This window comes from Bacillus sp. S14(2024), from assembly GCF_050473785.1.
Classification (GTDB): Bacteria; Bacillota; Bacilli; order Bacillales; family Bacillaceae_G; genus Bacillus_A; species Bacillus_A yunxiaonensis.
This window is the reverse complement of the sequence record NZ_JBFLUP010000006.1, coordinates 273,208-294,866: the sequence shown is the minus strand read 5'-3', so window position 1 is coordinate 294,866 and position 21,659 is coordinate 273,208. Positions and strand designations below refer to the sequence as shown.

Here is a 21,659-nt window from a genome sequence, read left to right as displayed (position 1 = left end):
TCTATGTCAAATCAAACTGCACGTTAGAGCCCGATTAGTTCAACTAACCATCAGTGAAAAAATCGCTCACTGATGGAAGTTTCACTTTACAAAGATAGGGGCGTATATCATTGCTACTACAATATTTCACCGTAAAAGAAGACGGCGAACATGAAATAGTCATTCAAAAATCTCGCTTTATTTGTCATGTAAGCCGCGCGACAACAGAAGAAGAAGCGCAGGAATTTATCCAAAAAATAAAAAAACAACATTGGAATGCAACCCATAACTGCTCTGCCTACTTAATTGGCGAACATGACCAAATTCAAAAAGCAAACGACGACGGAGAACCCAGCGGTACAGCTGGTGTCCCGATCCTAGAAGTATTAAAGAAGCGCCACTTAAAGGATACTGTCGTTGTTGTAACACGTTATTTCGGCGGCATTAAACTAGGAGCAGGCGGTTTAATTCGCGCATACGGGAAATGTACAAGTGAAGGTCTAAATTATGTCGGCATTGTGGAAAGAAAGCTGATGCGCGTCATGAAAACTGAAATTGATTATACATTGCTCGGGAAAATTGAAAATGAACTACGTAATTCCACATATGCGATTAAAGATATACACTACTTAGATCATGTCACATTTGACACATATGTAGGGGAAAATCAAAAACAATTATTCATAGAATGGATGATTGAAATCACAAATGGGAAATGTACAATTAATGAAGATGAGATGCTATATCTAGAGCAAGATATAGTACAACACTAATTTATACTTAAAGGAGATTATTTATGGAAGATCGTTATCATCATCTCCAAAATAGAAGAACGAAAAAGAAAAGAAGACGCAAATCGCTTATATTCCTTATTTTTGCTCTCCTTATCGGAGGCGGAGCAGTTTATGCGTATACTTCTTACTCTTCTTTAATGGGAGTTTACAGCGGCTTGAAGCATGATAAATCTAAACTCCGCACAGAGGACGTAGAAATTACGAAAAAACCATTTAGTGTTTTAATTATGGGAATTGAAGATTATGCCACAGACGGAAAAAACGGGCGAACGGATTCCTTAATGTTTGCAACTATTGATCCAAAATCCAAAAAGGTATCTTTAATGAGTATCCCACGTGATTCACGCGTAACAATTGTCGGGCGTGACAAAAAAGATAAGATAAATGCAGCTCATGCCTATGGCGGAGAAAAAATGACAATAGATACAGTGGAAAACTTTTTAAAAGTACCTGTCGATCATTATATTAAGTTAGACTTTAAAGGATTTAAAGGCATAGTCGATGCAGTTGGCGGCGTTACAGTCGATGTTCCATTCGATTTCTGGGAACGCTCTGATGTTAACTATTACAAGAAGATTGAGTTTAAAAAAGGACCACAGCATTTAAATGGGGAAGAAGCCTTAGCTTATGTTCGGATGAGAAAGCAAGATCCGAATGGAGACTTTGGCCGTGCTGCGCGTCAACGTCAAGTACTTGAGGCGGTATTAAAGGAATTAAACTCACCTTCTACTGTATTTAAAATTAATGACATTGCAAAAGCAATCGGAACGTATATCAAAACAGATATACCTGTATCAGATGGTCTTGCACTCTATAAAGAATTCTCTGGCTTTGATACATCTAGCATTCAAACAGTAAAAATGGAAGGCAAGGATGCAAAAATAGACGGAATTTACTATTTCATTCCAGACGAAGCAAATGTTCAACAAGTTCACCATACCTTTATGCAAAACTTACAACTTGAAGATTCAGCTCCTGCGTCGGATACAGAGCAGCAATCTGGAACACAAGAACCAGATACACAACAGCAGTCTGAAACACAAGAACCGGCTAAACCATCTAGCTTGAATATACAACATCAACCTGAAAAGCAAGAGCCAGCTAAGTCATCTCATAACTCAAATATACAGCATCAGCCTGAAAAGCAAGAGCCGGCTAAGCCATCTCATAACTCAAATATACAGAACCATACTGAAAAACAAGAACAATCTACACCATCATCTAAATCGAATGAACACAAAACAAGTTCAACCAATCATCAATCAGATACAGAATGGCAAATGTCTTCACATTAAAAACAGCTATCTCCTAATGGAGATAGCTGTTTTTTTATCCCGCTCTAACGGGCAGTAAGATGCTATTCATCGCTGTAAAATCAAACTGCCCTTAAGAACCCGATTGGTGAGAGCTTTCCACCAGTGAAAAAATCGCTCACTGATGAAAGTTTCACTTCATTACTTATTAAAATACTCCACAATTGCTTTCACGATACGTTCTGACGCATGCCCGTCACCATATGGATTCGATGCTCTTGCCATTGCATTGTGTACTTCTTTATCTGATAATAGCTCATTCGCTAAAGTGAAGATTGTTTCTTCATCTGTACCAGCAAGCTTTAATGTACCCGCTTCGATACCTTCTGGACGCTCTGTTGTATCACGAAGAACAAGAACTGGCACACCAAGTGATGGTGCTTCTTCTTGTACCCCACCAGAATCCGTTAACATTAAGTATGAACGTGATGCAAAGTTATGGAAATCAATTACATCAAGCGGCTCAATTAAATGAATACGATTATGATCTCCTAAAATTTCTCCTGCAATTTCACGAACAACAGGATTCATATGTACTGGATATACAACTTGCACATCTTCATGTGTTTCTACAAGACGTTTAATTGCACGGAACATATTGCGCATCGGTTCACCTAAGTTTTCACGGCGATGTGCTGTCATAAGGATCAGACGGTCATCTCCAACCTTTTCTAAAACAGGATGCGTATATGATTCTTTTACTGTCGTTTTTAACGCGTCAATTGCTGTATTTCCTGTAATAAAAATGTTTGCTTCTTTTTTGTTCTCTTGTTGTAAGTTTGTTGCCGATTTTGCTGTCGGTGCGAAATGAAGATCTGCCATAACGCCTGTTAATTGTCGGTTCATTTCTTCTGGGTATGGAGAATATTTATCCCACGTACGAAGACCAGCTTCTACATGACCGATTGGAATTTGATTATAAAATGCTGCAAGGCTTGCGATAAATGTTGTCGTTGTATCACCATGTACAAGAACGATATCCGGCTTTGCTTCTTTCATGACCTTATCTAAGCCTTCTAGGCCGCGCGTTGTAATATCAATTAACGTTTGACGGTCTTTCATGATATTTAAATCATAATTTGGTGTAATACCAAAGATATCTAACACTTGATCCAGCATTTGACGGTGTTGTGCCGTTACTGTCACAATGGACTCAATTTGTTCTGAATGTTTTTGTAACTCTAACACAAGAGGGGCCATTTTAATAGCTTCGGGACGCGTTCCAAAAATCGTCATTACTTTAATGCGTTCTGTCATATTCAGTTCCTCTTTTCTTTCAGTGTTTCAATTCATCATAAGAGATAACACTTGTTATTATATATGAGAATCCTAAATGGCAAAAGGAAATATTTTCTAAAGGACATGTGAAACATCACGCTTTCGAACTGCTCTTCTGCCAATAGAATAGTAATCAATGGCCTGTTGATCCATCTCTTCTAAACCATAACAATTTCTTCCATCAAATAAAATCGGTTTATTCATAAGCTGTACATACTTCTCAATAGGATACATTCGAATACTTTCCCACTCCGTTACAATAAATGCTGCATCTGCTTTCATAAGGGCTGTATCTATATCTGTCGTATATTGTACTCGATTTGCCAATATACGCTTCGCATGTAAAATTGCCTTTGGATCATACACGATAATATTAGCTCCTAGAACTAGTAACTGTTCAATAATCATAAGAGACGGCGCTTCCCTTATATCATCTGTATTAGGCTTAAACGAAAGGCCAAGAACTGCGACTCGTTTTCCCCGCAAACTCATCATCTTTTCTGCTTTCTCCACAAGTGAAGCTTGCTGCTTATTATTCACTTCAATGACTGCTTTTAATAATCTAAAATCATGCGCCACATTCCCCGCAATTTGTACAAGTGCGTTTGTATCTTTCGGAAAACACGAACCGCCGTATCCAATACCTGCTTGCAGAAAATGCGGACCAATTCGTTTATCGATTCCCATACCAGCCGCCACTTCTGTCACATCGGCTTGTACTTTTTCACATATATTTGAAATTTCATTAATAAAGCTAATTTTCGTCGCTAAAAAAGCATTCGATGCGTACTTAATCATTTCTGCACTGCGCACATCCGTTGTAAATATTTTAATTGGGAGCGATTCATACAGCTTAGCAACTCTCTTTGCAATCGCTGCTGTTTCTGCTCCAATGATAATACGATCACCATGAAAGAAATCTTGCACACCGCAGCCTTCTCGTAAAAACTCCGGATTTGATACAAGATGTATACGTATATCTGTTTGCAATGATTCTCGAATCCATTCTTTCATAGCATCATTTGTCCCAACCGGAACCGTACTTTTCGTCACAACGATAACATCTCGTTGTGCATACATGCCAATATCGCGGCACACATTTACAATATGTGTTAAATTCGCAGACCCATCTAAGTAGGAAGGTGTACCAACCGCCACAAAAATAAAATCAACTGCTCCGTAGGCTTCTTCTTTTTTCGAAGTAAATGATACTCTCTGTTCCAAAACAGCCTCTTCCAATAATTCTTGTAAGCCCGGTTCATAAATCGGCAGTTCATTTTTCTCTAACAGCCTTATTTTTTGTTCATCAATATCAAAACAAGTCACAGAGTGCCCGAGTGTCGCTAAGCCAACACCTGTCACCAATCCGACATACCCAGTACCTACCACTGTAATTTTCATGAACACACCCCCTACTTATGGTTCGTTTCACTCTAACTTTATTATATGAGACATCTTTCGTTTCATTTTTTAAGCTTTTGTAAAGAAAGCGCTGGAGCTAGACATTTTCGAATTTTATAAAGTAAAACTTTCATCAGTAGGGGTTTCACTGTCCGTTCATGCGGGATACATTTTTATCTTGTAAAAAAACAAATCAGCTGCTTTATCAGCAGCTGACTTGTTTTTACTTACTATATCCGTTTGGATGACCTGTATGCCATTCCCAAGCCGTTTGAATCATTTTCTCAAGTGAATATTTCGCCTTCCAGCCTAATTCTTCATAGATTTTTGCGGAAGAAGCGATCAGTTGAGCTGGGTCTCCAGCACGGCGTTCCGTGTGAATAACATTCGCCTTCTTCCCAGTTACACGCTCACATGTTTCAATCACTTCTTTTACGGAAAAACCCTTTCCATTTCCTAAGTTATACACTTCATTTGTTTTTTGTTCATTTTGTAAACTTTGCAGTGCTAAAATATGTGCCTCCGCTAAGTCTGTTACATGAATATAGTCACGAATACACGTGCCATCATTTGTATCATAATCTGTACCAAATACAGAAATTGATTCACGTTTTCCTAATAAGTGCTGAAGCACAAGCGGAATTAAATGTGTCTCTGGTGTATGATCTTCTCCAATTGTTCCTGATACGTGAGCACCCGCTGCATTAAAGTAGCGAAGCACAACATATTTCATCCCATATGCTGCATGAAAATCTTGTAAAATATGTTCAATCATTAATTTAGAGCGTCCATATGGATTGATTGGGTTTGTTAAAGTGCCTTCTGTAATGATATCTGTATCTGGAATTCCATACGTTGCTGCTGTTGAAGAGAAAATAAATGATGTTACACCATGCTCCATCATTTTCTCAAGCAAGGTAATCGTTGCCGATACGTTATTTTTATAATATTTCAATGGATTCGAAACAGATTCACCGACAAGGCTATTTGCCGCAAAATGCATAACAGCATCAATAGAATATTTGCCAAATACACGATCTAAATCCGCCGCATTACTTAAATCTCCTATTTCTAGAAGCGCTCTTTCATCAACGCTCTCACGATGACCTGTCGATAAATTATCTAATACGACCACTTCAAAATTTTGGTCTAACAATTGTTTTACTGTATGACTTCCAATATATCCGGCTCCGCCAACTACTAAAATCATTCTTTCTCCCCCTACAAAAATTTATCACCATATAATTTCACTCTTTATAAAAGTAATTCAATGTTGCAAAATCAGACTGTCTGTAACAGCTCGATTGGTGAGAACTTCCCACCAGTGACACGAATGGTTAGTTATTGTAACTTTTTCTCAGCTCTTCTATTTGACAACACATAATCAAAATCCATGCTTCAACGAATGTTTTTTAAAAGGCAGAACTCTACCATTGCTTTCCTCTAACATTTACCATAGTTCGTAATAGAATGCATACATATTTTACTGAAAAACACCCATATTAAAACTAATTTGCATCTATAATTCATTGCAGAGTTGTCATATTTTTCAGTTATCACCAACCAAAGTAAAAAGAAAAAAAGATTGAATTCTACTCTTTTTATGATACCATATGTTATGAGTCAGAAAACACATATTGGAATTTTAAGTAGAAGAAAGATTTGTTTACGTTAAAATATAAAAGGTGGGGTATTAATGGACTCACGAATTATTTATGCAGTTTTGGCATCTTTCATTACCGTACTGATTGCTACCCCTTTCGTGATTAAATTAGCCTTTAAGATCGGGGCAACAGACAAGCCAAATGCTCGTAAAGTACACCAACGCATTATGCCTCGTCTTGGCGGACTGGCAATTTTTATCGGAGTTGTTGTGGGGTGCCTTGTTAGCGGCTTGTACGAACAGCGTATCATATCAATTAGTGTAGGTGCTGTCATCATCATCATCATCGGTGTATTAGATGATATATATGAATTATCTGCAAAAGTAAAATTTGGTGGACAACTTGTAGTCGCATTGTTAATCGTAAAAAACTTACAAATACCGGTGCTTTTCATTCCAATTTTAGGAGATGTGGACCTCGGATGGTTCTCTTATCCAATTACAGTATTTTGGATTGTCGGTATTACAAATGCTATTAATTTAATTGATGGACTTGACGGATTATCCGCTGGGATTTCATCTATTGTTCTTGCAACGTTAGCTTACATGGCTGCTACGAGCGTTACTGGTGCTGGGAGTGCTCTCATTTTACCGCTTGCGCTAATCGCACTGGCAAGTACAATTGGATTTCTGTTCTATAACTTCCATCCAGCGAAAATCTTTATGGGGGATACAGGGGCACTATTCTTAGGATACTGTATTTCTGTACTATCGCTACTTGGACTATACAAAAGCGTAACACTGTTTAGCTTTATCGTTCCAATCATTATTTTAGGGGTACCAATATTCGATACAATATTTGCAATCATTCGTCGGATTGTAAATAAAAAACCAATTTCAGCGCCAGATAAATCGCATTTACATCACCGTTTACTTGCACTGGGATTCTCTCATCGAACAACGGTGCTTATCATTTATGCGTTCGGGATTTTCTTTAGTGTCAACGCGATTATTTTCTCAAGCGCAACATTATGGTTATCCATTGTTCTTCTATTTGTTCTTATTTTAGTTACTGAAATTGTCGCAGAGATTATCGGTCTTGTACACGATCGCTATAAACCAATTATTTCAGTCTTTAAAAAAGTAAAAAAACGTGAAGAATAACAAATAGTATAACCAATACCATATAAAAATATACAAGCCGGATGATTTTTTTAAAAAAATCATCCGGTTTTTTGTTTTCCAAAATATAGTTTGTTTGAGAATACCACTATTGGAGCAAGATAAATGTACAATCTTCAAATTAGGGTGAGCATCATGATTAAGCGAACGCTTCTACTGATCTGTTTGTTTTATACTATCATCTCATGTTTTCTATCACCTAAGCAGGCTGCAGTTGTATCTTCACATGAGAATCGCTCTATCGCTCATCTTGAAACACAACTGCCACAGCAACCTACAGCTACTCAGCAAAGAAAAGTGGCTTATTTAACATTCGATGATGGACCAAACAAATATACATCACAAATTTTAAATATCTTAAAGCAGAAAAATGAAAAAGCAACCTTCTTCGTTATTGGCGGACGTGTCTCTCGTTATCCTCAAACAACAAAGCGATTAATTCAAGAAGGTCATTATCTAGGATTACATAGTATGTCTCATAATGCAAAACACCTTTATAATGGTGATCCCTCTATTTTAGTTTCTGAAATGGAACAAGCTCGGACAATTGTTCAAGTCATCACCGGACTTGACACGCATCTCGTTCGCGTTCCTTACGGCAGTATGCCCTATTTAAAGAAAAATTATCGCGATGCTCTTGTTGCAGCTCATTATAAAATGTGGGATTGGACAGTCGACACATATGATTGGAAAAGTTATCACAATCCCTCTGCTGTATTGGAACGAGTAATGAATCAAAGTGATAAACCAGTTGAAGTCATTTTAATGCATGACTCAAGTGTCACCGTGCAAATTTTACCAAAAATAATTGACTATCTTCGTTCAAGAGGATATACACTGCTTCCTTACAATCCTTCTTCTCATGTAGAAGTTAATTTTTGGAAGGATACGAGATTGTAACAGCTTTAGCTTCTGCTAGAGCTGTTTTCTCTTTCCTCAATTCCTATTTTTGTGTAAACTTTGAAATAGCAATAAATTGAAACTTTTATTAGTGGGCTCCACTAATAGACAGCAGTTTTTTATGGATAATAAGACAAAAGGAACCTCTTAGAGGTTCCTTTGTTGTTTCCGATAGCAAGTAATAATACACACAATTATCCGTTAAACAAAAGATAGTTAGGAGGCTATCTTTCTTCCTCACTGTAACACGAAAAGATGTTCCTGGTGTATGCAATTTTACATATTCATTACATTCTATCCATGTTCTTATTGATATATATTCGATATGATAGAAGAAAAGCCTGTATTTATGAAGAAGGAGAATCGTATTACTGTGAAGCCTAAAGAAAAACGAATTATTCCAAATTACTTACGAGTATTAATAGAAATCTTTCTCGTTTCCACGAAACTTGGACTCACTTCCTTCGGGGGGCCTGTTGCACACCTTGGTTATTTTCACTACGAGTACGTCCAAAAGCGAAAATGGATGGATGAAAGAAGCTATGCTGATTTAGTAGCACTTTGTCAATTTCTTCCCGGTCCTGCTAGTAGCCAAGTTGGCATGGGGATTGGATTATCTCGGGGCGGCATACTTGGGGCGATTGTTTCTTGGCTTGGTTTTACGTTGCCTTCTGTTCTTGCGCTCGTATTGTTCGCTTCAGTATTACAACAAATAGACATCGCCCATGCTGGATGGATTCATGGCTTAAAACTAGTAGCGGTAGCGATAGTCGCTCATGCATTATGGGGAATGGCGCAGAAGCTAACACCAGACCGGAGCCGCGCAACGATCGCAGTGATTGCAGCTGCTGCCGTTCTATTATTCCAAGCAGCTTGGATACAAATCATCGTTATTCTATTCGCTGGTATAATGGGATGGTTCTTATACAAAGAGCACGTCGTAACAATTGAATCAAAAATATCCATTCCAGTTTCACGTAAAGTCGCAGCGTTATGCTTATCTCTGTTCTTTCTCTTATTGATACTATTACCAATATTACGCCCTCTCTCGCACTGGATTGCCATGTTTGATAGCTTCTATCGATCCGGCTCTCTCGTCTTTGGCGGTGGTCATGTCGTTCTTCCGCTCTTAGAAAATGAGTTTGTGTCAAACGGCAGTATAACGAAAGAACAGTTTCTCGCTGGCTATGGAATGACGCAAGCTGTTCCTGGACCATTATTTACATTTGCTGCTTATATCGGCGCGATTATGAACGGAACTATTGGGGCAGCCATTGCGACGATTGCCATTTTTCTTCCCGCCTTCTTACTCATTGTAGGCGTACTGCCCTTTTGGGATATGCTGCGCCGCAAGCCGTACGTACAAGGGGCTATGTTTGGTATAAATGCAGCTGTTGTCGGCATTTTACTTGCCGCTTTCTATCATCCAATTTGGACCAGTTCAGTTGGGAAGCCTACTGATTTCGTTGTGGCATTACTCTTATTTGCAATGCTTGCCTTTTGGAAGCTGCCACCGTGGGTAATTGTTGTAGCGGGTGCAATAGGCGGAATGATTTTATCAATATTATAAAAAAGACGGCTATTCCGAGAAATAGCCGTCTTTCTTATATATTAAAACTTCACAAGCTCCACTCCACTTGGAAGCTTACTTTCTGTTAAAATCCGTAGTTCTTCAATACGCTTCATCACATACGACGAACACTTCACCAGTTCCGCATCAACATAAGCTGGATGCACCATAACTTCAACTGTCATCCCATCTTGTACACGCTCTTGTAAATTTGTGAAATAATCGTCCGTTACACCATCTGCATAAAAATCGTGGAAAAACACATCAGAAAATGGGCTGACTGCACGGTTTTGCTCACAGCGGCGTACTGGGACACGATACTTCTCTGCTAATCTCTCTAATACATCATGTAAAATCGGCAGTGCATGTACATGATGATGGCTATCAAAATGAGTCAGTGTTAAACCATAGGATAGAAACTTTTCAATTTGTGCAGTCCATTCTCGCTGGACGTCATGCGGATCTATATTCCCTTCCCAAACGGTACTTTGTGAATGAAACGAACCATCTTCTTTTACAAGTGAAGGCACGTCAGAAAGAAGTGGTTTTCCTGCGGTTAATACGAGATGCACACCAACCCCTAACGTCTTATATGCCTTCGCTAATTGCACTGCATGTTCTACTCCCGGCATATTCATCATCATCGTTGTAGAATTTACAAGTCCGTTAACATGTGCGTCAACAATACCGTAGTTTACACCTCGCGTTAAGCCAAAATCATCTGCGTTTACGATTAATCGAATCATTCTGTCCCCTCCTATTACTTAACAAGAAAAAAGCGGGCTCATATAGCGCCGCTTTTAGTTCTCCACCTTTTTGAAGAATTGCGGAAGATATTCTTTATGAGCTTCCAGCATTTCATCTAAAATTTGTTTTGCCACTTTATCGGATGGTACAAGTGGGTTAATCGTCATCGCAAGCAGCGCCTTATGATAATCACCTGTTATAGCAGCTTCAATTGTTACACGTTCAAACGATTTAATTTGCTGTACTAAACCGCGCACAGCTACTGGTAAGTCCCCAACTGCAATTGGTTTTGGACCATCTTTTGTAATGACGCAGTTTACTTCAACCGCAGAATCAGCCGGCAGACTTGCAATTGTGCCATTATTTCTTGTATTTACAGGTTGAATGTCACCTTTATTGTTATAGATAGAAGTAATTAAACTACATGCAGCATCGCTATAATATGCCCCGCCGCGTTTTTCTAATTGCGGTGGTTTAATGTCTAGGTTTGGATCTTTATAAAGCTCAAATAAATCATTTTCTAACTTTTTCACGACTTCTGCACGCGTACCGTTTTCCATAGATGCTTGTTTTTCTTCTTCTAACATCTCGCGTGTTTTGTAGTAGTAGCGATGATATGGACATGGAATCGCACGAAGCGCACGAATGAAATCAGGCTCCCAATCAAGCCCTGCAATATTTTGCATCGTAATTTGCTTTTCCGGGTCTGTCACTAATTCCAGCACACGGTCCATGACGCTGATACCATCTACATACACATCCAATCCGTACACCATATGGTTTAAACCTGCAAAATCAACATGTACACGGCTTGGATCTACATCAAGAATCTTTGCTAATCCCATACGAATCCCAATCGGAACGTTGCATAACCCAACAACCTTTTGAATGTTTGTATAGCGAAGAACAGCTTCTGTTACCATACCTGCTGGATTTGTGAAATTGATTAACCATGCATTTGGACAAATCTCCTCTATGTCTTTACAAATATCTAAAATAACAGGAATTGTTCTTAAAGCTTTAAATAAACCGCCCGGACCATTTGTTTCCTGACCAATCACATTATATTTCAATGGAATTGCTTCATCTTTTCCGCGCGCTGCTAATAACCCAACGCGAAATTGCGTTGTAACAAAGTCCGCATCTTTTAACGCTTCGCGGCGATCAAGCGTAAGATGAATATCAATTGGTACTCCTGCCTTTTTCACCATACGCTTCGCTAAATTGCCAACGATCTCTAACTTTTCTTTTCCTGCTTCCACGTCAACTAACCAAATTTCACGAACAGGAAGTTCATGATAGCGCTTAATAAAACCTTCAATTAATTCTGGCGTATAACTAGAGCCGCCGCCAATTGTTGTAATTTTTATTCCACGCATGCTGCATGTTCCCCTTTCGCATTAATTTTTTTATACAAATCGATGAATTCTGATGCTAATTCTTTTACTGTAATAGAGTCCATTAAATGCCCTTGCGCATGAATTAACAGTACTGTGCTTTCTTTTTTCCTCTTGCTTCTGATTTTATGAGCTCGGTTTGAAAATGATGCGCTTCATGCATCGATTCCTCTGCTTCTTATATCACAAATTGCAGCTAAATGCCGTTGCATTCGTTTAACTTGCCGTTTTCTACGCATAAAAAAAGACCTTGCACACGCAAGGCCTATTTTCCATCTAGCATCTTCCTATATAAATCAACAAACTCACTCGCTAGTTCCTTTATTGTTATAGCATTCATCAGATGATCCTGGGCGTGAACAAACAGTAAGCTGAGTTCGACCTTTTCGCCACCTGCTTCTTGTTGAATTAATGTTGTTTGCAAGCGGTGTGCTTCCTTTAACTCGCTGGCTGCTTCTTGCAACTTTTCGTCCGCTTCGAGAAGCTTTCCTTGTTTCGCAAATTGAATTGCCTCCATCGCCGAGCTTCTCGCATTTCCCCCGTGTAAAATTAAATGAAAAGCCGTTGTCTCTAATGTATCCATGTTTCTTTATTACTCCCCCTTTTCTTCTGCCAACTTTTGCTTATCCCATATTTTTAAAAATGGGAAGTAGATGAGAAACGCTAAGCAGAAGTTCACTAATTGCATAACAACACCTGAGATCTTGCCGCCTGTTGCTAAATAGCCGCTAAAAATAATCGGTGTTGTCCATGGTACAAACGCTCCGCTTGGCCGTGCGACAAGGCCCCATTCCATCGCAAAGTACGTCACAATCGTTAGGACAACAGGAACTAGAATAAACGGAATGAGAAGAAGCGGGTTTAATACAATCGGCATCCCAAATGTCACCATTTCATTAATATTAAAAATACCTGGTGCAATTGATAACCTGCCTAAACTTTTTAATTGCTGACTTCGCGCGAATAATAACATCGCTACTACAAGTGCAAGTGTTGCACCTGATCCCCCCATATAAATCCATAAATCAAAGAATTGCTTTGTAACTGTATTTGGCACATCCTGCCCAGCTTGAAAGGCGACGCGGTTTTGATCCATTAATGATACCCAAATTGGATCCATCACTCCGCCAACAATTGCCGCTCCGTGAAGCCCACATGCCCATAATACTTGAACAAGAAGAATAGCAATCACGGCTCCAAATAAACTAGCACCAAGCTTACTAAGCGGCGCTTGTAATAATTGCCCAACAATATTATGAATACTCCCAAATGAAGTATGTTCCATCATTAATCGCAAAATCCAAACAGCTGTTACGACAATAAACCCAGGAATAAGTGCAGTAAACGAACGGGACACAGCTGGCGGTACTGTTTCTGGCAGTTTAACCACAATATTCTTCTGTATAATCAAGCGGTATATTTCTGTAGATATAAGTGCTAAAATCATCGCTACAAACAAACCTTGACTCCCCATAAGCACAACTGGAATAACGCCTTCTACTATAACACTTTCCTTTGTTCCTTCTATAATATGAGAAACTTGAAATGGCGTTGCGAGCAAGAAAGACACAAGCGATAACGCCCCTGCAGCTAATGCATCTACTTTATACCGTTCCGCCAATCTGTAAGCGATTCCAAAAGCAGCGATTAAAGACATGATACTAAATGTTGCGCTAACTGGATATCCTAACGCTTTTTGCCAACCATCACCAAACAGATTAGCCATAAAGTCATTATATCCAGGGATCGGCAAAGCACTAATAATTAAGAAGAATGATCCGATAATTAAAAAAGGCATCGTTAAAATAATTCCGTCTCGAATAGCTTGTAAGTGGCGCTGCTCTGCAATTCTTCCCGCTACAGGCATAACGTATCTCTCTAAAAACCCTGTCATCTTCTCCACTCTCCTTATGACTTCATTGACAACGCTGCTTGTAAAACCGCTTCCCCGTTACAAAGTCCGTAGTGTACAGATTGAATGACATCAACAGGTATTCCTTTCTCTTTACATAGTTCTTTCATTTTTGGCAGCAAATAGCGCACTTGCGGACCGAGTAGTAATACATCAGCTTCATCGATATGATTACGCACTTCTGCTCCAGAAACAGCCCAAATTTTCGCCTCTATACCTTGTACCTGTGCCGCTTTCTCCATCTTCGTAACAAGCAAGCTCGTTGACATTCCGGCAGCACAGCAAAGTAAAATATTCATACAATGCCCCCTTTCTTAGGTGTTCTTTACAACTACCCATTTGGGATTTTACGGACAGTTATCCCCCACCTATCTTCTGTAGAAAAGCGGAAGCGGTTCGCCCAGAATCGCAGGACGCCCGCATCCAAGGCAGAGAGGCACTTTTTGCCTCGTCCGAGGGGCGAAACGACCGAAGATTCTAGTCGCTAGAGCTGGACAACATTTTCTCTCTCAACCCTAGGCTGAGGGGTCTTACTGTCCGCAAATAGCGGAATAAATCTAAGTTAACCTATGTATATGTCTAGGGTAATTTTCGTATGACGAGCATACCAACAAAAATCCCCTTTTCACGCTATTCTCTCTATCAACTAAAGAATCTTCAAATTCCCTTGCTTTCTACTAAACTCTAAGGCTAGAATTGAACGCGAATTTCTTTCATCTAAAATCGGCAAGGATACCCCTACTTCAATCGTGTGCAGGGCGTAGCCCAACGATAAGTGGGGGAGGAATTGCCGTCAGATGCTGGAATATAAAGCAGAAATGAACGGACAGAAGGTAATTGTCGTAGACCCAAAATATACTTCTCAAACCTGCCCTAAATGTGGGCATATCAAGAAAGAAAACCGTAATAAGAAATTACACACATTCTGTTGTAAAAACTGTCAATACAAGTCAAATGATGACCGTATTGGTGCTATGAATCTACACCGTAAAGGGATTGAACATATTGGTGTAGTTACTACAGGAGTATAGCTCTTGTAGTAAGGGCGAAGTCAACCGTCCTTATGTTCCACCACACTAAGGTAGGAGAGCGTAGCTCGTTTGCACTACTGGGTAGGAATAAGCGTAGTTGCTCTCTATGAGGGTAGAAGCACTGTCGAACTCTGACAGACGCAAGCCCCCACTTCAAACGACCCGTAAGGGTGTTAAGTGGCGGGTTGTTGACATAGAAGCGATTCTCGTAATTTTCACTAGAAGGATTCTTCCTATCATATCTATGTTGTATGCACTGTTACTAAATTATTACATTTTTCACAAAGTGATCATATTACACTCCTCCCTCCTGTACTATAATCATGTATGGAATAGAAGATGATCACAATGACACAAAATGCCCCTGAGTTTAAAGTATTGCAAAGCATTGCCTTTCTAGCTGTTGTTTTGCAAAGCTCATTACTATATACAATGAATCAAGGGAATTTAGTAATTGAGCAATCTATTATTACCGGCATGTTATTTAATCTAGCAAAATTTTCTGCTCCAGCATTTATTTTTATTGTCGGCTTTCACCTTATTAATCAATATACAAAACAAATGTTATATACACAGTACATTTATGAAAAAAGCAGCAAGTAATGATTACTTGCTGTTTTTTAACGCCGTTTCTGCTAAAAGCGGCAATAGATTATCAAAAATATGTGTATTCTTATCTTCTCCTGTTACATAGCCGCCGTAATAGCGGCTAAACGGATTTTTATTACGGAACGTCGCTGCTTCCTCATACATCGCTTCAGCTAACTTCCTCTCTCCAACTTCTAATAAATATAAAATCGTTATACCATACGCAGCCGGTGATTCAAAAGCAACAGCTGGTTCTCCTGTTTCTAAATGATATCTTCCATACAGTTTGCCGTCTTTCTTAAATGTTTTCTTAAGAAAATCCAAATATGCTGCAGAAGGAAGGTCTACTAAACTTCGGTAATACGCAACATATGACTGATCAATAATATTTACTTCTTTATCATATGTAAAGGTACCATCTTTCTCATACGTTTTCGGAAAAGCCCATCCATTTCGCGGATAATCCGCTAGAAATTGAACAACTTTTTGATACTCAGCATCGGTAATTTTTCCATACTTTTTCATATAAGAAAATGCTTTCGGATTCACATAAGATGTTGTTAGTGTATCATTTGATACATGTGCATTCGCATCGTAATAATCAACGTAAAAAGATCCTTTCTTATTATAATGTAATATGGCATCGCTAATTTGATCTGCAAGATGCTTATATCGCTCTTCCCCATATTTCTCATATGCCCGGTACAATTGCTGTACAATCCGTAAATCATCAATAAGTGCATTCGTTCTTGCCTGTCTTTTTCCCGATTCAGCAATTTTCCATAGTACAATATGAGATGAGTCCAAAAAATAATTTTGTATAACTTTCATATGCGCATCAAACATCTCTTGATTATCAGTATCTAGCGCATATCGGAGCCATAATCCTGCTGACTCAGACAACGCTTCACGTCCGGTTGCAACATCTGTTCCTTGTTTGTCACTTTTAAGCCGATATGTTGCCAACGTTCCATTTTCATTTGTCATATGGCGTATAATAAATTGCTCTGTACCGCTCCCTTGTAACACCTTCCACATCACCGCTCCACATAAAATAATCAAAACGGCCATTGCAATAAATAGATAAAAATGTTTCCGCACAATATCACCTCGTTAAGATGCTAACCATTATAAGAAAAAAACATACAAAAAAGGCAACCTTTTTCAGATTGCCTCTTTTATCCCGCTATTCGCTGGCAGTAAGACCCCCACTGATGGAAGTTTCACTTTATTTCACTAATATAAGATTCAGTTACCCACTCACCATGAATGGATATTTACACACTTTCTTTTGTTGGTCGATATAGTGCTTGTACAAGACGATCATATTCACGCCTTGTAATTTCCTTATTGTATAGCTTCAATAATAAATCTTTATGCTCTTTCGAAAATGCCATTTTTTTTATGACTTCTGGATACATGAAAACTTCCCCTCCGTTTCATGAATACGACTAAATCCAGTGCACATCCGCATTTTTTCCTTACAGTTTGTAAAGGAATCCCGCAAAAACAGAACCTGCGTTCGCATAAAGCATTATAAAATATTTTTCCTCAAAGTACAATTCTAAAATAGAAATTTTTATTTTCAGAAGATTTCAACATTATAATATCATAATCTCTCCTAAAATACATATATATTTTTTGTCATTTTTTTGAATAAAATTTCCATATCAGTAAGAAAATAATGGCAAAAAAAGAAGAGGAGTAGAAACATGGATACTGTTACACTATCGCGCGCTTTCTTTGGATCATCGTTAGCCTTCCATATTATTTTTGCAACACTTGGAATCGGACTTTCCTTAATGATTTTTATAAGCGAAGTGTTATATCACTGGAAAAAGGACTCTGATTACTCTGTGATGGCAAAAAGATGGACGAAAGCATTTGCGATTCTTCTTGGTGTTGCCATTCCAACAGGAACAATTGTAGGCGTCCAAATTTCCTTGCTTTGGCCTGGCTTTGCGAAAATTGTTGGACAAGTCATCTCCGTTCCATTTCAAATTGAAATTTTCGCCTTCTTCCTAGAAGCATTGTTCATGTCCATTTACGTCTATGCTGCAGACAAATTACCACCATTCATGCGATTAGTATCGCTCTTTTTTGTTATGCTCGGCGCGACTGCATCCGCTGTACTTATTACATCAGCAAATACGTGGATGAATACACCAGCCGGATTTTCAATGGCACCGGACGGCTCTGTCTATAACGTCAATCCTTGGAAAGCCTTTTTTAATCCAAGCTTTTTCACAAGCTCCGTTCATGTTGTCATTACCGCTTATGCAACAGGAGCTGCTGTCATTGCTTCTATCGCCGGCTTTAAATTATTAAAACGAAATAAAAGTGCACGGGAGATTGCTTATCATAAAAAAGGATTATACTTAGGTCTTATGGTCACATTCATTACAGGCGCGATTATGTGGGTTTCTGGACATGAATCTGCGATTGGACTTCATGAGCATTCACCAGAAAAACTGGCAGCAGCCGAAGCATTATTTCATACACAATCACATGCACCACTAGCCGTTGGAGGCATTCTCGATCCAAAAACAAACGAATTAAAATACGCCATTGAGTTCCCAAACCTGTTAAGTATGTTAGTTGGCTTTTCTCCAAATACGGTTGTAAAAGGATTAAATGAATTTCCATCTGAAACGTGGCCTCCTTTTTACACCCATTTATTCTTTGACTTAATGGTTGGAGCAGCTACATTTTCATTCGCCGTCGCTGCAATTTCACTTGGATATTGGTACTTCATTTACCGAAAAAAAGGCGGGAAATTGCCAAAATGGATGCTGTGGGCAATCGCTGCAGGCGGTCCGATTATGCTTCTTGGCATTGAATTTGGCTGGATTTTCAGCTGTAGCGGAAGACAACCTTGGACGATTTACGGTTTTCAACGTACAACAGATGCTGCAACGCGCGCTGACTTTGTTGGGCCATTATTTGTCGTATTTGTCATACTATACATTGCACTTGGCATCTTAACTGTCTTCGTATTACGAACATTCTTTAGACGCCATCCATTGAAGCAAGACTTACAACCGAACGGGGGGGACTCACATGCCTGAAGCAAGCATTGCTATTATCATTCTCTGGGCTGTCGTCTTTGTATACAGTATTCTAGGCTCAATTGATTTCGGTGCCGGCTTTTGGGGGATGGTGTATGCAAATCATCCGACACTTGCCGGAAAACTCGCGAATCGCTACTTATCACCAACATGGGAAGTTACAAATACATTTCTAGTCTTTGTCGTTGTTGCGTTTCTCGGCTTCTTTCCAAAAGCTGCATTTACACTCGCAACTGCAATGTTTTTACCTGTTACCTTAATTCTCATACTCGTTACAATTCGCAGTTCTTTTATGGTGTTTGCTTATTCCTTGCCCAAATATCAGCGTATAATGCGCATTATTTCGGGCATTACAGGTCTATTAATTCCAGCTCTCTTAATTACAGTACTTCCTGTAACAGAAGGGGCCTTCATTACCACTGCTAGCGGCAAAGAAACGTTATTATATGGAAAGTTATTATCAAGTCCAGTTGTATACTGGTACATGCTCTTCGGTTTAACATCCGAACTCTTTTTATCAGCACTCTTTCTCGCTGATTTCGCTAGAGAACAAGGCTCCGAAGATACATATCGTGTCTATCGGAGAAACGCCATCGTGCTCGGTCCTGCAACACTTGTTACCGCCATCGTCGCACTTGTCGTAATGGATCCCGAAACGCATTGGCTCATGGAAGGATTAATTAAACAATTCAAATGGTTCACAGTCTCTCTCATCTTTTTTATCATTGGCTATTCCTCCCTTTGGTGGACAAACCAAAAATACGAAACACTCGGCTGGCCGCGCATTGCCGTTCTTTCTGTCGTTGCCCAATATGGATTTGCAAGCTACGCTTACGGCGTTGCACACCTTCCATATATCATTTATCCAGAAGTAACTGTGTTCACAAGTTTTACAACGAAAGAAACATTTTATGCCCTGCTCATTCTCTACGCAATCGGTATCGCAATACTATTACCAGGCTTTATCTTTTTCTGGAATTTATTCTTGAAAGATCGAACTTTTTTAAAGTAAAGTGAAACTTCCTATCGTGAGGCGCTTTTCCTCGCGATAGGTTAGTTGAACCAATCGGGCTCTTACGGCTGGTTTGCTCTTCTTCTTGCGTTCACTTCTTACCAGCCGTTTGGGCGGGGTAAAGTGAAACTAACCTATCGGGCCCTTACAGACAGCATTACAAATACCCATACGGATAACAAAATTTCTAGTCAAATATCATCTACCATGAAATAAGTAGCATATTTTCATCGACATATACCTATCAAAAGAAAGCTAGGTATATGCACGTAGCAACGTTTCTATTATAAATACCTAATAGGCACATACTGGATATGTGCCTATTTCCATTCAAATTCCCCTATATACTATGTCTTTTCCCCAAAGTACCAAACACACATATTTACAATAGCTAGTGTAATCCCCATACCTTCTTTTAAGAGTTTGAATATGATTGAATATAAGCTTCGGACAAGTCGAAATCCACTTGTCGAAACTAAAGAATTAAGAAGGGCAGGCTAGCTATGGGTATTGAAATTTGGATTACGGTTGTTGTTTTTCTTCTTACCATGACTGTTATATTTTGGCGGCCAAGAGGAATAAACGAGGCATGGCCAGCTGCAATTGGAGCGGGGATTATCATTATTACCGGACTAGTATCGCGCAGTAACATTGCCGATATCATTAGTAAAATCGGCGGCGCCTCTATTACCATCATCGCCACAATTGTTATGGCTGTTATATTAGAAAGTTTTGGTTTCTTCCACTGGGCAGCAGCTCGGCTTGCAAACTTAGCAAAAGGCTCCGGGCACCGCCTATATTGGTACATTCAATTACTCTGTTTTCTCATGACGCTATTATTTAATAACGACGGGAGCATTTTAATTACCACACCTATTTTGATTTTACTTTTGAAAAACCTTCAATTAAAACCACATCAACAAATTCCATATTTATTAAGCGGTGCATTGATTGCAACTGCCTCTAGTGCTCCAATTGGCGTTAGTAATATCGTAAATTTAATTGCATTAAATATCGTTCATATGACACTCTATATGCATACAGCAATGATGTTTGTACCTGCAACATTAGGGCTTATCTTTATGTCATGGCTCATGTATATAGTCGTAAAAAAGAAATTGCCGAAAAAACTACCAACATCCGCTTATGACATTGAAGAAGTCTTTTTCACAAAACACTTCCATCCATTAAAAGGAAAAGATTCTGTTGATACAAAAAGCAAACGTACAAAGTTTATGTTAAAAGTGTTACTGTTCGTCTTCCTTATGCGCTGTCTCCTTTTCGTAGCCTCATTCTTTGCAATTCCGATTGAAATTGTTGCCGTAATTGGCTCTCTCGTTCTACTCATCTGGAGATGGTATTATTTACGAACAAATCCAGTCGATATATTAAAGAAGACACCGTGGCACATCCTCATTTTTGCTTTTTCCATGTATGTTATTATTTATGGACTTCATAACGCTGGGTTAACAGCTTGGCTTGTGCAAGTATGTGAGCCAATCGTAAATCAAAGCTTATTACATGCAAGCTTTATGATGGGTGGACTCGTTTCAATTCTATCAAACTTCTTTAACAACCACCCTGCCTTAATGATCGGAACCATTACCTTAACAGAAATGGGATTAGATCCTGTTACCCTCAAAACAATCTACCTCGCAAACATTATTGGTAGCGATATGGGATCATTATTATTACCAATCGGGACACTTGCTTCTCTTATTTGGATGTATATCCTAAAACAAAATAAAATCAAAGTAAAATGGAAAGATTACTTGAGCGTCTCCTTAATTGTCATTCCACTCACAACAATCGTAACACTCTTCCTTCTATTCTACTGGGTACAGCTCGTCTTCGCTCGTTAAGTAAAACACCTTCCTGTCAAAC

General features: G+C 39.0%; 18 protein-coding genes and 3 pseudogenes. 10 read left to right on the top strand and 11 right to left on the bottom strand.

Annotation, left to right across the window (positions count from 1 at the left end; translation table 11 throughout):
* Window positions 1-110 precede the first annotated feature (110 nt).
* Window positions 111-752 (top strand): YigZ family protein, encoded by a 642-nt coding sequence (locus AB1279_RS01695; RefSeq protein WP_429757625.1) that lies wholly within the window; start codon window positions 111-113, stop codon window positions 750-752.
* 23 nt (window positions 753-775) lie between these two features.
* On the top strand, window positions 776-2,068 hold the full coding sequence (locus AB1279_RS01690) for an LCP family protein (RefSeq protein ID WP_429757624.1): 1,293 nt from the start codon (window positions 776-778) through the stop codon (window positions 2,066-2,068).
* Window positions 2,069-2,227: 159 nt separating this feature from the next.
* Here the strand turns inward: AB1279_RS01690 and wecB are convergent, their stop codons facing one another.
* The 3 genes from wecB to galE all read right to left on the bottom strand — a co-directional run bounded on the left by wecB (window position 2,228) and on the right by galE (window position 5,975).
* Window positions 2,228-3,343: a non-hydrolyzing UDP-N-acetylglucosamine 2-epimerase gene (wecB, locus tag AB1279_RS01685; RefSeq protein ID WP_429757623.1), complete on the bottom strand. Its 1,116-nt coding sequence runs from the start codon at window positions 3,341-3,343 to the stop codon at window positions 2,228-2,230.
* Between the two features lie 96 nt (window positions 3,344-3,439).
* The gene (locus AB1279_RS01680) at window positions 3,440-4,765 is read right to left on the bottom strand and encodes a UDP-glucose dehydrogenase family protein (protein ID WP_429757622.1); all 1,326 of its coding nucleotides are present in this window, start codon (window positions 4,763-4,765) and stop codon (window positions 3,440-3,442) included.
* A gap of 223 nt (window positions 4,766-4,988) precedes the next feature.
* On the bottom strand, window positions 4,989-5,975 hold the full coding sequence (gene galE, locus AB1279_RS01675) for a UDP-glucose 4-epimerase GalE (protein ID WP_429757621.1): 987 nt from the start codon (window positions 5,973-5,975) through the stop codon (window positions 4,989-4,991).
* Between the two features lie 486 nt (window positions 5,976-6,461).
* On the opposite strand from galE, the gene AB1279_RS01670 reads away from it, so the two are divergent.
* From AB1279_RS01670 to AB1279_RS01660, 3 genes are all read left to right on the top strand, one after another.
* The gene (locus AB1279_RS01670) at window positions 6,462-7,532 is read left to right on the top strand and encodes a glycosyltransferase family 4 protein (RefSeq protein WP_429757620.1); all 1,071 of its coding nucleotides are present in this window, start codon (window positions 6,462-6,464) and stop codon (window positions 7,530-7,532) included.
* Window positions 7,533-7,685: 153 nt separating this feature from the next.
* Entirely contained in the window at window positions 7,686-8,450 is a 765-nt protein-coding gene (locus AB1279_RS01665) for a polysaccharide deacetylase family protein (RefSeq protein ID WP_429757619.1), read from the top strand.
* Window positions 8,451-8,799: 349 nt separating this feature from the next.
* Window positions 8,800-10,020, top strand: a complete 1,221-nt coding sequence (locus tag AB1279_RS01660) for a chromate transporter (RefSeq protein WP_429757618.1) — start codon at window positions 8,800-8,802, stop codon at window positions 10,018-10,020.
* Between the two features lie 41 nt (window positions 10,021-10,061).
* Here AB1279_RS01660 and chbG read toward each other — a convergent pair whose 3' ends face one another.
* The 6 genes and pseudogenes from chbG to AB1279_RS01630 all read right to left on the bottom strand — a co-directional run bounded on the left by chbG (window position 10,062) and on the right by AB1279_RS01630 (window position 14,375).
* Window positions 10,062-10,766 carry a chitin disaccharide deacetylase gene (gene chbG / locus AB1279_RS01655; RefSeq protein ID WP_429757617.1) on the bottom strand — a complete coding sequence of 235 codons (705 nt, stop codon included), beginning with the start codon at window positions 10,764-10,766 and terminating at the stop codon, window positions 10,062-10,064.
* Window positions 10,767-10,820: 54 nt separating this feature from the next.
* Window positions 10,821-12,146, bottom strand: coding sequence for a 6-phospho-beta-glucosidase (locus tag AB1279_RS01650; protein ID WP_429757616.1), 1,326 nt, complete (start codon window positions 12,144-12,146; stop codon window positions 10,821-10,823).
* Window positions 12,134-12,333: pseudogene (locus tag AB1279_RS01645) on the bottom strand (PTS lactose/cellobiose transporter subunit IIA); the annotation flags it as partial. The pseudogene AB1279_RS01645 and the gene AB1279_RS01650, both read right to left, overlap by 13 nt.
* A 96-nt stretch (window positions 12,334-12,429) precedes the next feature.
* Complete coding sequence (locus tag AB1279_RS01640; RefSeq protein WP_429757615.1) at window positions 12,430-12,747, bottom strand: PTS lactose/cellobiose transporter subunit IIA; 318 nt, start codon at window positions 12,745-12,747, stop codon at window positions 12,430-12,432.
* A gap of 9 nt (window positions 12,748-12,756) precedes the next feature.
* Window positions 12,757-14,058: a PTS cellobiose transporter subunit IIC gene (gene celB, locus AB1279_RS01635; RefSeq protein WP_429757614.1), complete on the bottom strand. Its 1,302-nt coding sequence runs from the start codon at window positions 14,056-14,058 to the stop codon at window positions 12,757-12,759.
* Window positions 14,059-14,072: 14 nt separating this feature from the next.
* Window positions 14,073-14,375 (bottom strand): PTS sugar transporter subunit IIB, encoded by a 303-nt coding sequence (locus tag AB1279_RS01630; RefSeq protein WP_429753095.1) that lies wholly within the window; start codon window positions 14,373-14,375, stop codon window positions 14,073-14,075.
* Window positions 14,376-14,867: 492 nt separating this feature from the next.
* Between AB1279_RS01630 and AB1279_RS01625 the strand changes: the two are divergent.
* Window positions 14,868-15,107: pseudogene (locus AB1279_RS01625) on the top strand (zinc ribbon domain-containing protein); the annotation flags it as partial.
* Between the two features lie 348 nt (window positions 15,108-15,455).
* Window positions 15,456-15,704 (top strand): annotated as a pseudogene (locus AB1279_RS01620) (acyltransferase); the annotation flags it as partial.
* Window positions 15,705-15,713: 9 nt separating this feature from the next.
* On the opposite strand, the gene AB1279_RS01615 reads toward AB1279_RS01620, so the two are convergent.
* Window positions 15,714-16,796 carry a glycosyl hydrolase family 8 gene (locus tag AB1279_RS01615; RefSeq protein ID WP_429757613.1) on the bottom strand — a complete coding sequence of 361 codons (1,083 nt, stop codon included), beginning with the start codon at window positions 16,794-16,796 and terminating at the stop codon, window positions 15,714-15,716.
* Window positions 16,797-16,972: 176 nt separating this feature from the next.
* Entirely contained in the window at window positions 16,973-17,116 is a 144-nt protein-coding gene (locus tag AB1279_RS01610; RefSeq protein ID WP_429753093.1) for a hypothetical protein, read from the bottom strand.
* Window positions 17,117-17,407: 291 nt separating this feature from the next.
* Between AB1279_RS01610 and AB1279_RS01605 the strand changes: the two genes are divergently transcribed.
* From AB1279_RS01605 to AB1279_RS01595, 3 genes are all read left to right on the top strand, one after another.
* Complete coding sequence (locus AB1279_RS01605; protein ID WP_429757612.1) at window positions 17,408-18,763, top strand: cytochrome ubiquinol oxidase subunit I; 1,356 nt, start codon at window positions 17,408-17,410, stop codon at window positions 18,761-18,763.
* Entirely contained in the window at window positions 18,756-19,775 is a 1,020-nt protein-coding gene (locus AB1279_RS01600; RefSeq protein WP_429757611.1) for a cytochrome d ubiquinol oxidase subunit II, read from the top strand. The genes AB1279_RS01605 and AB1279_RS01600 overlap by 8 nt, the downstream gene beginning before the upstream one ends.
* A gap of 503 nt (window positions 19,776-20,278) precedes the next feature.
* Window positions 20,279-21,637: an arsenic transporter gene (locus AB1279_RS01595; RefSeq protein WP_429757610.1), complete on the top strand. Its 1,359-nt coding sequence runs from the start codon at window positions 20,279-20,281 to the stop codon at window positions 21,635-21,637.
* Window positions 21,638-21,659 lie beyond the last annotated feature (22 nt).